This window comes from Aestuariibacter sp. GS-14 (assembly GCF_006494365.1).
GTDB lineage: Bacteria > Pseudomonadota > Gammaproteobacteria > Enterobacterales > Alteromonadaceae > Alteromonas > Alteromonas mangrovi.
The window spans coordinates 1-14347 of record NZ_VHIP01000019.1 but is presented as its reverse complement, the minus strand read 5'-3'; the positions used below and the strand labels follow the sequence as shown (position 1 = coordinate 14347).

General features: G+C 48.8%; 13 protein-coding genes. 11 read left to right on the top strand and 2 right to left on the bottom strand.

Translation table 11 applies throughout. From position 1 onward, the window contains the following. The first annotated feature begins 22 nt into the window (after positions 1-22). From FJ444_RS19900 to FJ444_RS19855, 10 genes are all read left to right on the top strand, one after another. On the top strand, positions 23-1015 hold the full coding sequence (locus FJ444_RS19900; RefSeq protein WP_140961439.1) for a metallophosphoesterase: 993 nt from the start codon (positions 23-25) through the stop codon (positions 1013-1015). Continuing rightward, on the top strand, positions 1012-2889 hold the full coding sequence (locus FJ444_RS19895; protein WP_140961437.1) for a phytase: 1878 nt from the start codon (positions 1012-1014) through the stop codon (positions 2887-2889). Before FJ444_RS19900 ends, FJ444_RS19895 begins: the two co-directional genes overlap by 4 nt. Positions 2890-3165: 276 nt before the next feature. Further along, a complete protein-coding gene (locus FJ444_RS19890; protein WP_140961435.1) occupies positions 3166-3531 on the top strand; it encodes a response regulator in 366 nt (121 codons plus the stop codon). Next, positions 3528-4112: a chemotaxis protein CheX gene (locus FJ444_RS19885; protein WP_140961433.1), complete on the top strand. Its 585-nt coding sequence runs from the start codon at positions 3528-3530 to the stop codon at positions 4110-4112. The genes FJ444_RS19890 and FJ444_RS19885 overlap by 4 nt, the downstream gene beginning before the upstream one ends. An 18-nt stretch (positions 4113-4130) precedes the next feature. Then, the gene (locus FJ444_RS19880) at positions 4131-5438 is read left to right on the top strand and encodes an ATP-binding protein (protein ID WP_255439356.1); all 1308 of its coding nucleotides are present in this window, start codon (positions 4131-4133) and stop codon (positions 5436-5438) included. Positions 5439-5546: 108 nt separating this feature from the next. After that, positions 5547-6083 (top strand): sigma-70 family RNA polymerase sigma factor, encoded by a 537-nt coding sequence (locus FJ444_RS19875; RefSeq protein WP_140961429.1) that lies wholly within the window; start codon positions 5547-5549, stop codon positions 6081-6083. Continuing rightward, complete coding sequence (locus FJ444_RS19870; RefSeq protein ID WP_140961427.1) at positions 6080-6778, top strand: anti-sigma factor domain-containing protein; 699 nt, start codon at positions 6080-6082, stop codon at positions 6776-6778. The genes FJ444_RS19875 and FJ444_RS19870 overlap by 4 nt, the downstream gene beginning before the upstream one ends. A 215-nt stretch (positions 6779-6993) precedes the next feature. Next, positions 6994-8571, top strand: a complete 1578-nt coding sequence (locus tag FJ444_RS19865) for a DUF4331 domain-containing protein (protein WP_140961425.1) — start codon at positions 6994-6996, stop codon at positions 8569-8571. 11 nt (positions 8572-8582) lie between these two features. After that, positions 8583-9083 carry an Ig-like domain-containing protein gene (locus FJ444_RS19860; RefSeq protein WP_140961423.1) on the top strand — a complete coding sequence of 167 codons (501 nt, stop codon included), beginning with the start codon at positions 8583-8585 and terminating at the stop codon, positions 9081-9083. 36 nt (positions 9084-9119) lie between these two features. Next, a complete protein-coding gene (locus FJ444_RS19855) occupies positions 9120-10184 on the top strand; it encodes a lipopolysaccharide assembly protein LapB (RefSeq protein WP_140961421.1) in 1065 nt (354 codons plus the stop codon). Positions 10185-10219: 35 nt separating this feature from the next. Here FJ444_RS19855 and FJ444_RS19850 read toward each other — a convergent pair whose 3' ends face one another. Then, positions 10220-11233, bottom strand: coding sequence for an MBL fold metallo-hydrolase (locus FJ444_RS19850; RefSeq protein WP_140961419.1), 1014 nt, complete (start codon positions 11231-11233; stop codon positions 10220-10222). Positions 11234-11377: 144 nt separating this feature from the next. Between FJ444_RS19850 and FJ444_RS19845 the strand changes: the two genes are divergently transcribed. Next, the gene (locus FJ444_RS19845; protein ID WP_140961417.1) at positions 11378-13795 is read left to right on the top strand and encodes a DNA polymerase II; all 2418 of its coding nucleotides are present in this window, start codon (positions 11378-11380) and stop codon (positions 13793-13795) included. 291 nt (positions 13796-14086) lie between these two features. On the opposite strand, the gene FJ444_RS21520 is transcribed toward FJ444_RS19845, so the two are convergent. Next, the coding region (locus tag FJ444_RS21520) for a hypothetical protein (RefSeq protein ID WP_219993929.1) at positions 14087-14347 on the bottom strand (261 nt) is incomplete at its 5' end.

The following is a 14347-nucleotide window of genomic DNA, read 5'->3' as shown; positions in this document are numbered from 1 at the left end:
ACAGCAACACCTAAGGTAAAAAATGAAAATACAGGTTTTATGGGGCGTAGCATGTTTAGCGTTTTCCGCAGCCTCCCTGGCAACAGATGTCTATAACGAAGCGTATTATCAGCAACACACTATTGCCACCGCACATCAACAAGTAGCAGACAAAAGCTGGAATTGGCTGGTCGTGGGCGATTGGGGACGCAATGGCCATTTTGCCCAGCGTGACGTTGCCCGCTGGATGGACATCGCTGCCTACCAGTTTGACGCCGACATGATAGTCTCAACCGGCGACAACTTTTACGACAACGGCATTGCCTCGATAGACGATCCCTTCTGGCAAACCTCCTTTGAGCAGATCTATCACGGCCCGCATTTATTTAAAGACTGGTATGTCGTGCTTGGCAACCATGACTACCGCGGAAACTGGCAAGCACAAATTGAATACAGTGCCAAAAGCCGCCGCTGGAATATGCCTGCACAGTACTACAGCATGATGAAAACGCTGGAAGACGGTGCCACCGTTCACCTACTTTTTTTGGATACCAGCCCGCTGAATCCAGACTATCAGCACGATACCAAATACGCCGAAACACAAGAACAGGACGCCACCGCACAATTAACCTGGTTGCACCAGCAACTGGAGGAACACAAGGACGCCACCTGGACTTTTGTTATTGCGCATCACCCATTGTACTCAAGTGGTAAACGATACGGCAAAAATGACGCCATACGCTCAGTGCTGGAACCCCTGTTGGAACAATACAAGGTGGACGCTTACTTTGCCGGACACGAACACGACTTACAGCACAATCAACCGATGGGTAAACACATGGCCCATTTCGTTTCAGGCGCGGGGTCAGAAGTTCGTCCCACCGGCCAGCATGAATTTACCCGCTTCGCCGCGTCAAGCGCCGGTTTTGCGGCAGTCAGTATTAATGCCCGGGAAACACTCATTCAGTTTATTGATGATCACGGCAAGGTGATTTACCACTACTCGTTACAGCCGCACAAGGGAGTTACCCAATGAAATTAGCCTTATTAACGCTGACCTTTGGGTTGCTGCTCACCGGCTGCACAGTCACCGCCGAGACACCCGCTCTGGTAGAGCAGGCCAATCCAATTGTATTTAACGCGGTACCAGTGAAAGGTGAAAGCCTGTTACCGGTTGCCAATAATGTACTCGAGGGGTGGCTGGTAACCAGCGAACAAAGCGGCCTGACCTGGCTGACACCAGACTTTCAATCGCAACATCAATGGCAAGGTCATATTAGCCAGGCTGACTGGCGCTGGCTTAACAACGACACCCTGTTAATCGCGGCCCTGGACAATAACACCACAGCTTTGCACCTGCTGACTCTGGATACCCACACCGGCCAATTCACCTCACAATTGCAGGTGCCGTCAGACATTGCTGATCGCGAAACGGTTTGCCTGCAACAATCAGGCGAGCATTACTTTTTGTTTAGCACCGATGCCCGCGGATTGCTGACTCACTCGCTATTGCAGTTATCTCCGTCGAATTGGCAAATAGCAGATGTTCGCACCCTGATGATTGGGCCCAACATTTCCTCGTGTAGTGTGGCAGACGACACAGCAACGCTCTATCTGGCCGAAGAAGAAATAGGTATTTGGCAGTATGAAGCCGATTCTGAAGGCGAAAATGGACGAATACTGGATTACTTCCCTAACACGCCAGAGATTGAATCTGTTTCGGCACTGCCCGACGGGCGGTATTTCGCGGTGGCAACCAGTGAGCCGGTTATTCACCAACGAAGCGATAATAACACCGCATGGCCGGTTGAAGCACAGTGGGAACTCAAGAGTATCCGTGTTGCCTCTACGGAGCAGGGTCTAATCGCAGGCATCTACGATGAGGCAAGTAACACCCTGTTTTCGTTAGATTTACCGGGGGATCCCGTAACACGTGAAGTGGTTTCTCGCACCGACATGTTAACCGCAGATGCCCAAACCACGCCGGTGAACCGTTATGGCGATGCCGCCGATGATCCGGCGTTCTGGATAAATACTCAAGCGCCGGCAGACAGCCTCATCCTGGGTACCGACAAAAAATTTGGTCTCAACGTATATAGCCTTGATGGTACTTTGCAGCAAAGCTTACCGGTTGGCCGGGTAAATAATGTAGATGTACGACAAGGTATTGCCAGCGGCCACGACATGGTCGATATTGCCGTGGCAAGTAATCGATCATCGCAGTCGCTGTCTGTTTTCTCGATTAATCAACAAGGTTCGGTAGCCTTGCTGGACAATCTGCCCACCAGATTGTCGGACGTGTATGGTTTGTGTACGGGTGTCATTAACAACAGATTGCAGGTTGTGGTTAACGATACGGATGGTCGATTTGAACACTATGCACTAACAATAGAAAACTCCCATGCAAGCGCGCAGCTTGTTAGCGAATTTACCCTGCCCAGCCAGCCAGAGGGCTGCGTGATAGACGATGCCACCAGCACTCTTTACTATGGCGAGGAATCAACGGGCATCTGGATGCGCCACCTGACAACTGTCGGCGCATCACCGGAGTTAATTGCAGGTACCAACGCGCAAGTACACGCTGATATCGAAGGAATGGACATCTATCGTTTTAACAATCAGCGTTACCTGATCGTGTCCAGTCAGGGCAACAGCCGATTTGCGGTTTACGCACTGGACGATAATCATCGCCTGCTCGGCACTTTTGGTATAGCAATTAACCATGTGGCAGGCATAGATGGCGTATCGGAAACAGACGGTCTAGCGGTGACTTCACACGCTTTAGGAGACGACTACCCCATGGGCATGCTGGTTGTGCAGGACGGGCGAAATGTCATGCCGGCCGCGCCGCAAAACTTCAAAATACTCAATGGCGAAAAACTCGTAGAATTTATACAACGTCATCAGTAGTCTAAACCTACCCCGGGGCGGATAATCCCGGGGTACTCCGCTTTTTCGTACTTTGAATCACCTCTTATTTCGCCTGATACTCAGGTATACAGGCTCATACATAACATGTGGCGGATTACCATAAAATAGCCAATAGTCACATTTGTCGCAATACATTGAGCCCGATGCCTGACAAGTTACTTGTGAGCAGTAAATTTTCATAATTACTCCAAGATCACTTGCAGGATTATGAAAATGACAAATACTTAGGTTAACGAATAGGCCCCGGAGTGCTGCATGAGTTTATCGGTACTGGTAGCAGATGATTCAAAGCTATCACGGCGAAGCGTAATACGCGCGCTTCCGCCAGAATTGGACGTTAACATAGAGGAAGCCTCAAACGGCAAAGAGGCTATAGACCTGCTGTCTGCACAGCCATTTCAGTTGTTGCTACTCGATTTAACCATGCCGGAAATTGATGGCGTTGGCGTGTTGGAGTTCCTGTCCAGTCAGCCACAGACGCCCAGCGTCATTGTGATCAGCGCCGATTTTCAGCCTGAAAAACAGCGCATTGTAATGTCGTTGGGTGCCAAGAAGTTTCTTCGCAAGCCACTCGACAAAGAAGAGCTGGCCATGACGCTTTTTGAGTTAGGTTATCTATGAACGATGCAATTGCTTTTAACGAAGACCAACGGGATGCCCTGCAAGAGCTTATGAACATTTCCATGGGCCAGGCTGCCAATAGCCTTGCCCACTTAATCGAAACCAAAATTGGCATATCGATTCCCAACATAACTGCCGTCACCCCGGAACAACTGTTTGATATGGTAAGGCACAATCAGGAAGCCTATTACACGCGCCAGTCATTTATGGGTAATATTCACGGCGAGGTAATGTCTATTCTGTCGCAGTCGGGACTTGCCGAAGTGGCCGAGTTAATGGAATACGAGCACCCCTTGTCTGAAAGCGACATTGAAGAAACCATTCTGGAACTTTGTAACATTCTGGCAGGCGCCTGTTTGTCGGGCCTGTCGGAGCAATTGGAACTCTCCACCAATTTGCAAATGCCCACCCTGTTTCACCCGGAAAAACACGATTTTAAACAACTTGGCTGGCAACACAGCCTGGTGATGGAAGTAAAATTCGATATTCAGATTTCGTCTTTCACTATGCGGGTAGTTTTTTGCCTGGACGACGCCTCTTTAAATACGCTCACTTCCACCATCGACGAGCTTTTGGGCTAGCGGGTCATGGACAACCCTTTGCTTAACAAACTCCCCATTGGGATTTGTTTAGTTGACGAAAATTACACTATCACTTATCTGAACGCGTTTTTTTTAGATCGCATGCCCCCTGACATTCGCGACAATGCACTGGGCAGAACCTTAGACGACGTGTTTCCCGAACAAATTAAGTTCCTCAAACGACGAATTAAGTCGGTTTTCGTTTTAAAACATCCGAGCTTTAGCTATTGGGAACAACGACCGCATATTTTCCCATTCAAAAGCAGCCGTCCGATTACCGGTGAAGAAACGCAAATGGTGCAAAATATGGAGATTGTGCCGCATAAAGACCCCGACACAGACAAGCTATGCGCCTGTATTTTAATTCAGGATGTCACCGCGCAGGCCAGCTACTTTAAAGCACAGGCGCAATTAGCCGAGGAGCTCAAAGCGGAACACGAGGCCCAACGCAAACTGATCCGCAAACTGGATCGCGCACAAGCGCAACTGATCCAGGCAGAGAAAATGGCTTCTACCGGACAATTGGCTGCCGGTATCGCCCATGAAATTAATAATCCCATGGGATTCATCACAGCCAACATGAATACGCTTGAGCAATACATTAAGCACCTGTTACACGCCTGTGAAACCAGTCGCCAATTAATTGATGCCCACTCCGACGGCGAGTTAAAGCGTGCGTTTGACAAAATACTACAAACCAATCACGTGGACCTGGTAAGCGACGATATTGCGCCACTGATTGAAGAATCGAAAGATGGCCTGAAACGGGTTAGGGAAATTGTATCGACGTTACGTTCATTTGCCGAAGACACACAAACGGGTTGGGGATTGTTAAATCTGGATGAAACGGCCAAACAGTTAGTACAGCTGATTGGCGTACAATACAAAGCCCCCACCTACAAGGTGCAATGTGAGCCCGCAAACTTAAAATGGTACTGCGAATCATCCAGCCTTAAACAAGCGCTTACCAATGTGCTGATGAATGCCGCTCAGTCGATTAGTGATAAAGGGTTGGTCATGCTGTCTTTTGTACAACGCGGTCAAATGCTGCACATTAAAATTCTGGACACTGGTTGCGGCATAAATGAAAAACACCTTGGCCGAATCTTTGAACCTTTTTTCACTACTCGCCCGGAAGGTCAAGGGCAAGGGCTGGGTTTATCGGTTGCCTACACCGTGGTAGAAAATCACAAAGGTAAAATGGTGGCGAACAGCAAACCCGGCAAAGGAACGGTTATCGAAATTTTATTGCCTGCGTTATCTGAACAGCAGGCAGATCTTATTTCTTCCGATCCTGCATCCAGTAAACATCCTGAATCGTTATAACCCTGTAGTACGTCTGATTTTTATGCACAGGATGTGTGGAATTCGATCTACAAACAACGCTATTGATGATTATTAAGAACGCTTACGCAAGCACAACAAGAGGCTGTTATGGAGCAAGAAACACTTTTTCCGCTACTATGCGGAACAGCACAAGGCTGCAGAGAAGACTTTGCCGAACTGTATAAAGCGGCCAGTCCACAGGTATTTGCCGTGGTCCTCAAATTACTCAGGCACAGAGAACTCGCCGAAGAGGCAACACAGGACGCATTTATAAAAGTCTGGCATAACGCAGCAAGCTATCAGATGGCCCGAGGAACCGTACTGACCTGGATAATCAGTATCGCCAGATACCGTGCGCTCGACATGCTCCGATATCAACGCATACGCAAAACAGATGATACTGAGCCGGATAGCATGGCTTCAGATGACGACAATCATTTTGAACTGGAGGCGAAGCTCTCACACCCAAAGCTTGAGGGCTGCCTTGACGAACTGGATACTCAACAGCGGCAAGCCATTCACCTGGCTTATTTTAACGGACTATCACACCTGGAAGTAGTTGAACATTTATCATCACCTCTGGGCACCATTAAAAGCTGGATCCGCAGAGGCCTGGTAAGCTTACAGAGGTGCCTGTCATTATGAACTACGCAAAAGACACACTGTGCAACGCATTAGCGGCAGAATATGTTCTGGGCACCCTGAAAGGTAAAGCCCGGCAACGTTACGAAACACTCATGATGGAAAACCAAACTATCAGGGAAACAACCTGGTTATGGGAGCAGCACCTCAACAGTATGGGTGAGGGCCTGAAACCGGTTACACCGCCACCGGCCGTGTGGACCAACATTCAGCAAAAATTGGGATGGATAGACAAACCCGATAATGTTGTACCACTTATAAAAGAAAAGCCATCGGGCAAATTCTGGCAGGTATTAGCGGGTCTGAGCACCGCGGCAGTGTTACTGCTTGTGTTACTGTTACCCTTTACCAAGCCAGTTGTAGAGCCAGAGATAACCAGTGTGGCAGTGGTCACCGATCAGGCTCATCAGCCTCTATGGTTAATTGAACTGTCGGATACACACATTTTCACCCGGGCAACCAGTAATTTGCTGCCTCAGGTGAATAAGGACTACGAATTATGGATGGTACCCAGTGACGGTACCGCACCGATATCACTCGGTTTGCTACCCAAAAACGGTGACATTCAGTTAATCAGACCGCCTCAATTAGTGTTAGCCGGAGTATCCGCGCTGGCGGTTAGTCTTGAGCCACTTGGTGGTTCGCCCAACGGTTCGCCTACCGAAGTACTCTATATCTCACCACTTACCAAAGTGTAATTTCACGCGGGCTTTCAAAGCCGGAAGCCCGCGTATTTCCCCGAAAAATCGCCCCCATAAAAATATTTTTATAATTTCGCAACATTGCTGCATCCACTTCGCATCCCTCAGTCGTACGGTTTAATAAGAGAAGTTGACTACGTACTTTCACCTATACACAGCTGTTAACTTCTTCATGGAACTCACGACAACACTCACCCACATGGGGAATTGATATGAATAAAATAAGCTTGCCAATACTACTAAGCAGTCTGGCGATAACATCGCTTGCTAACGCATCCAGTCACCGTGAGGCGCCGAACATTGCGCGTTCGCCTGCCCTGGACAGCACTGACTTTTATGCCTTTAACAGTTATGAAGATGGCCGTGAGGGGTTTGTTACGCTCATCGCAAACTACATTCCGCTGCAGGACGCCTACGGCGGTCCTAACTATTTTGCAATGGATCCTGCCGCGGTTTACGCCATCCACATTGATAACGATGGGGATGCCGTGGAAGACATTACCTTTACCTGGCAATTTACATCTAACCTGGCTGCCAATAACGAAGGTATTGCACTGAATATTGGCCCTGCCGATAATCAGCGAACAGTGAAGGTACCGCTTAAGAATGTGGGTGCGATTAGCGCCGATGACATGAGTGCGTCAAACTTCTCAGAGTCCTACAACTTCACCATGATTGAAGGTGCGATGCGCACCGGCACCAAAACGATGCTGAGCGCAGATGGCAGCATGGGCTTTGCCAAGCCGCTGGATTATATTGGCAACAAAACCTTTAGTTCAGCACAGGAGTATGCGCGATACGCAAACAAATTTGTGTACAGTGTTGCCGTTCCTGGCTGTGAAATGCCAGCAAAAGTATTCGTAGGCCAACGCAAGGATCCCTTCGTTGTAAACCTTGGAAAAACCTTCGACCTGGTTAACTACGTGCCCGTTGAAGGCGACAGTGCACCGGGCGCCAATGATGCTGGCGGCTTTCCAGGTGGCATTACGCAAGATACCAGCAATGATGACCTCGCAGACAAAAATGTAACCAGCATTGCCCTTGAGATTCACGCCAGTTGTATCACCGGTGACGGTAACGGCACCATAGGTACCTGGACCACTGCCAGCTTACCGCAGGCGCGCATTCTGAATCCCAACGCTACATTCAGTAAGCCGGATGTGCAGCAAGGACCACTGACTCAGGTTTCTCGTTTAGGCAACCCACTGGTTAATGAGTTAGTTATTGGCATTGGCGACAAAGATCTGTTCTCGACAGCGCATCCAAAAGATGATGGACAGTTTGCCGACTATGTTACGCACCCCGCTCTGCCAGAGCTGCTTAATATCTTATTCAAGGATGCGGTGAATACTACGCTGGGCGCAAATCTGGATACACTGGCGCCCACCAATATTCCCAGAATAGACTTGGTAACGGCTTTCCTGACCGGCTTCCCGGGCGTAAACCAACTGGCCACCGTTACGCCATCGGAAATGCTACGTTTAAATACCGCTATTCCGGCAACCCCTGCAGAAGCGCAGTCATGGGCTGGTGTGGCAGGCGATGACCTTGCTGGATTCCCAAATGGTCGCCGCCCGGGTGATGACGTGGTGGATATTGCACTTCGGGTTGTAATGGGGCGCTTGTGTTACCCCATTCCGGTTAACGGCGTTGATACCGATTTGGGGTTGTGTGCCCCTGAAGATGCCAATGTTGGTAACGTCCCCTTTACAGATGGCGCCCCGTTGGATGCCTCAATGATGGACAGCAGCTTCCCGTATCTGGCTACACCACTGCCAGGTTCAGAATAAAGGAGATAACTATGCGTAGATATCAGTATGCTTTGCTGGCTGTCGCCATAGCGCTGACCGGATGTTCAGGCTCATCAGACAACGACAACGTAGCCAAAGACACCAACCGGGCACCTGTTGCAGGTACGCTTGTATTAACCACTCAAGCTGAAGTGACTATTAACGATCAGCTTAATGCAACCGACCCCGATGGCGACTCGCTAACCTATCAGTTGGTCAGCAGCCCAATGTACGGCGAACTTTCGCTATCTGCTACCGGTGCATTTACCTATACACCGCAAGCTGAATACACCGGCAGCGACAGCTTTAGTTACAGCGTTTCTGACGGCACCGCATTTGCGGTGACCGGGTTTGTTGATATTACCGTTGAAGCGCTCGAAGTATCGTTTAACGACTCAGTTCGAAACATATTTTCGCTGAATTCAACAGACGAACCGGTAAGCGTGAATGGTCGGGCCTATGTTGAGGATGCCAATAATCCTGGCAACTTTGATGATCTGATACAAGACTAACCAACGGGCCAGGGATGGCCTCTACCAGGTGGATTTATGAAGAACAAGCTTGCTATTCCATTTTCACTGCTAGGCAGCTTTACTGCCTTGTGTATAACCATTATTGCGGCCTTTATTTTGGCCATCGGTACTGCGTTCGCTCATGTTCATGAACATGACGACACTAACAACACCGCACAGACAATCTACAGCCCCCGGCAAATTGAACAATTGCTGGATAACAGCACACGCCCAGACTTCGATGCCAGACAGCTAACGCCGGTATTAGACTATTTGGAACATATCGCTGCAGAAACAGCACTATCAGCAAAACAGAGAATGTTCTATGCCAGGCTATTGCAACACGAACATCGGTTTGCTGAAGCGCAGGTACAGTTAAATTTACTACTCGAAACAAACCCACTGAACAGTCAGGCAAGATTACTGCTTGCCAACGTCGCCTTGAATCAGGGTAATGCTGAAATAGCCGTTCAGCTTTGCGAGCGATTAGTTGGGCAAACTGATCTGATTGTGGCGACTACCTGTCTGCTGGAAGCTCGCATGCAACAATCCCCATCGACAGAACACTATAAGCAACTGGTTAACCTGACTCGCTTTAGTGCTCGCGCTCCTATCAATGTTCAAACCTGGCTCAATGAGGTGCTGGCTGATATGGCACTGTATGCTGAACAACCGTCCCAAGCTATCACGCATTGCGAGGAAACCGATTTTAAAAATTGGCCTGTAAGTACCTGGGCTAGCTGGTCTAAAGCAAAAATAGCACTGGGTGAAGGCCAGGATATTCTTACCCGTCTATCCCCTTATATTGAAAACATCGCTGTACCTAACGACAGTATGTTGCTTTATTTGGCATTGGCTGAACAACAGGTGGGCACCACTGATAAGTGGATTAAAAAAATGGCGCAGCGCGTTCAGTTGCGGGAGCTGCACAATGATACGACCCATGCGGCAGAGGTGGCCTTGTATTACCTGCACCTGGCAGAACAGCCAGAACAGGCACTAACCTGGGCAACCCTGAACTGGGAGAACGCAAAATCGCTGAATGACAGGCTATTATTGGAGCAAGCGAAGTCTGCTAATCGGTTGATTGCTAGTCGTTAAACGGCCGCATCAACATGCCCTGAACCGGAGCAATCTCACTCACAGCGCTGATACAGATATACGCCAGCGTTTGATTCAGTTCGCACTAAGCGGGAGGCATACATCAGGTAGTTAAGATGTGAAAGACACTCAGCCACCGCAAAAAACATATGTCGCCCGGTTAACGGGCGTTTGTACATAACAGGCAAGCATTCCACTAAGCTACGCGGCGTTTCACAAAAGGTTTCCAGCGCATCCAGTTGAGCCTGATGGTGCTGGCGAAGTTCAACGGCTCTGTGAGGTAAACCAATATAAGGCACATTATGTGAGGGCAAAACCAAGGTATCAGCGGGCATTTCAGCCAGAGCGGAAAGGCTCGTAAAATACTCAGCCAATGGATTCGCCTCTGGTTCCTGACTGTATACACCAATGTTAGGAGAGATCTGGGGCAGAATTTGATCACCACCAATAAGCAGCTTTTGTTCGCAGTTATACAAACACACATGCTCTGGCGAATGACCAGCAAACGTCATGATCAGCCAGGATTTGCCCGCGACCTGCAACGTTTCACCGTGTTTTAATCGTTGGAAAGCAAGAGGCAATGGCTCCACACCTTCGGTATACGACTCCCGGGGTTTAACATGCTGATCAATAATGGATTGCTCAACGCCCGCTCGCTGAAAATAGCGCTTATCGGTGTTGAGATCAGCGCCAGGGTTAGGACCAAAAATACTGCGAGCGGCAAAATATTCCAGCGCACTCATATACAAAGGCACATCAAACTCACGACATAACCACCCGACCAGGCCGCAATGATCCGGGTGCATGTGTGTAACAACCACAGCTAATAATGGTTTATTGAATTGCTCAAAACAGGCCTGCCAAATTGCTTTACTCCGGCGACTGCTTAGTCCGGTATCCACCACAACGATTCCATTCGTGTCTTCCAACACATAAAGGTTGATGTGGTCGAGTTCGAACGGCAGTGGCATGCGCAACCACCAAAGGCCCTCATTCAGTAGAGTCCACTCGCCGGATGCCGGTGTTGGATGTGAAGTTAGCGTTATCATTGGTGTACCGTGTTACACTGTCGGGCAAGCAGTATAGCATTGAGAACCTGGTCAGCAGCCACCGAGACTATTTATTTCGCTAATGATTATCGCTAACTTTCCCGTATACCTTTACACCAAACTTCGCGACCGGAAGACTGCCGAATGACTCGTCAGGTAACAACAGGACAAGGCGTCATCCTGACTGCCCGTACCCTGTTCCAGGGTAAACATGAGCTTATTGAGTTATGGTTGGCAACCGAAAACGGACCGATAAAATTACTCAGCCCGATTGAATCATCAGTGTGCTTTGTGACGCAAAAAGACAGTGGCGCGCTGGCAGCAATAGCCGCGTCACTTGGCGTATCAGTGAACATATCTTCTATAGCCCTTAACACATTTGGCCATGAACAGGTAGCCAGCGTAAAACTCAGTCAAAGCAGACTGTTACAGCAATTGCGTAAGTTGGCGGCAGAGAAAGGAATAACGCTTTACGAAGCGGATATTAAAACACCGGATCGCTACCTGATGGAACGATTCGTTACGCTGGGCGTAAACTATCGTGGATATGCCACCTCACACAGTCATGTGGTTGAAGACGTAAAAATAATACCTGCGCAGTATCGCTGCCCGCTTCACGTCATGTCTATAGATATTGAATGCGACGAGCGCGGAAACCTATTTTCCATTGGACTGGCGTCTGATAAATGCAATCGGGTGCTAATGATTGGCAATCCGGTTAGCGAGCCAGTTGACGAGCCAGTTTGCGAACAGTTCTCTCAGCCACACACTCTGCCAACTCAAGGAAATAACGGCCGTTTTGAGTATGTTTGGTGCACACACGAAACAGATTTATTGAACACCTTTATTCAAACTGTGCAGCATGAAGATCCCGATATTTTTCTGGGTTGGAATGTAAAACAATTCGACTTTCCGGTACTGCAAGCAGCGGCTCAACGCTGTGGCGTGTTACTCACAGTAGGACGGGAAAATACCGCCCTGGATTTGCGCACCTTCGAGGACAACCGGGCTTATGTGGACATTCCTGGCAGAGTGATTGTAGATGGAATTGAAGGGCTGAAAACCATGACCTATCAGTTCGACAGTTATTCCCTCGACAATGTTGCCACGCAACTTCTGGGCAAACAAAAGCTCATAGATGATCCCGATAAACTCGGCACCATTAAGCGCCTGTTTCGGGAAGACAAAGCCAGCCTTGCCGAATACAACTTTGAAGATTGCCAGTTAGTACTGGAAATTGCCGACAAAGTGAATCTTATCGACTTTCTTATTCTTCGAAGTGAATTAACCGGCATGCGCATCGGTCGTCCTGGTGGTTCCGTAGCGTCGTTTGTTAACTTATATTTACCTAAGCTGCATCGCGCAGGTTATGTGTCGCCAAACCGCCCACTACATGGAGGCTTAGCAAGTCCCGGCGGTTATGTAATGAACTCGAAACCTGGCCTGTACAGACATGTGTTAGTGCTGGATTTTAAAAGTCTGTACCCGTCTATTATCCGTACTTTCAAAATCGATCCATTGGGATTGGTAGAAGGACTAAAACATCCGGATAACGCGATAACCGGCTTTAAAGGTGCAATGTTTCACCGGGAAAAACACTTCCTGCCAGACATTATCAGTAGTTTGTGGCGCCAACGGGATGAAGCCAAGCGCCAAAAAGACGCGGCGCGTTCTCAGGCTATCAAAATTTTAATGAACTCATTTTATGGCGTGTTAGGCAGTGGTGGATGTCCATTTTATGATCCTCGCCTTGCCAGTTCTATCACTTTGCGCGGCCATGAAATCATGCAAACCACTGCGAAGTGGATTCAGGAATACGGCTACGACGTAATTTACGGCGATACAGACTCGACGTTTGTGCATTTGGCCCAATGTCAGAATGAAGAAGAAGCCAATGCCATCGGCAAACGTTTGCAGGACGACATTAATTTGCGATGGCGGAACAAAATTGAGGAAGAACACCGTTTACAGTGCGCGCTGGAAATTGAATTCGAAACGCACTTTAGCACGTTTTTTATGCCAACAATCCGAGGCTCTGAGGCCGGTAGTAAGAAACGCTATGCCGGTGTTACTCATAAAAATGGCAAAGAACAGCTCATTTTCAAAGGACTGGAAAACGTACGCTCAGACTGGACGCAACTGGCTAAAACATTTCAGGAAAAACTGTACAGATTGATTTTCGCCGGAGAAACCGTTGCCGACTACATCAGCAGTACCGTTAATGCGATCCGAGACGCTAAATGTGATGAACAACTGGTTTATACCCGTCAGCTAAGAAAGCCATTATCGGAATACACAAAGTCAGTACCGCCTCACGTGAAAGCAGCGATCCAGGGCGACGAAAACAATCGCCGATCCGGTAAGCCACTTCAATATCAAAAGCGAACGGTTATCCATTACGTTATGACAACCGCAGGCCCGCAGGTAACTCAATACCAAACCCATCCACTGGACTATGACCATTATATAGAGAAACAAATCCGCCCCATCGCCGATAGTATATTACCCACTATTGGCGAAAGCTTTGATTCGATGGCGAGTCAGCAGATTGGGTTGTTTTGAGAATCATTCAAAGAATTTACTTTGGATCCTCCATCCCAGCCGCTTTCAACATTCTGTCATCCCGGCCTGTACATCTGTCATCCCGCCCACACATCTGTCATCCCGGCCTTGAGCCGGGATCTACTCAAACAGGCTGTTTGGCTGCAACATGAAGTTTGACTGAGGTCCCGGATAAGTACTGCGCACTTTCCGGGAAGACGGGTGTATTTACTGATACATCTGACATTCCGGCCCGCACATCTGTCATCCCGGCGCGCACCTCTGTCATCCCGGCCTCGAGCCGGGATCTACTCAAACAGGTTGATTGGCTTCAACATGTGGATTGGCTGAGATCCCGGACAAGTGCTGCGCACTTTCCGGGAAGACAGGTGTGAGGTTTTGCACTTTGCGTGAAGACGATTCTTTTGCTTTGCACTTTTCAGGAAGCCCGTTGACTGGCAGAAACAAAAAAGGCCCACTCAATCGAGTGGGCCTGTCTTTTAATTGGGAGCCCCGTAGCCGGCGCGGGCGGTGTTCTACTGTTACATGGGGGCGGAGGTTGACCGAATGTCC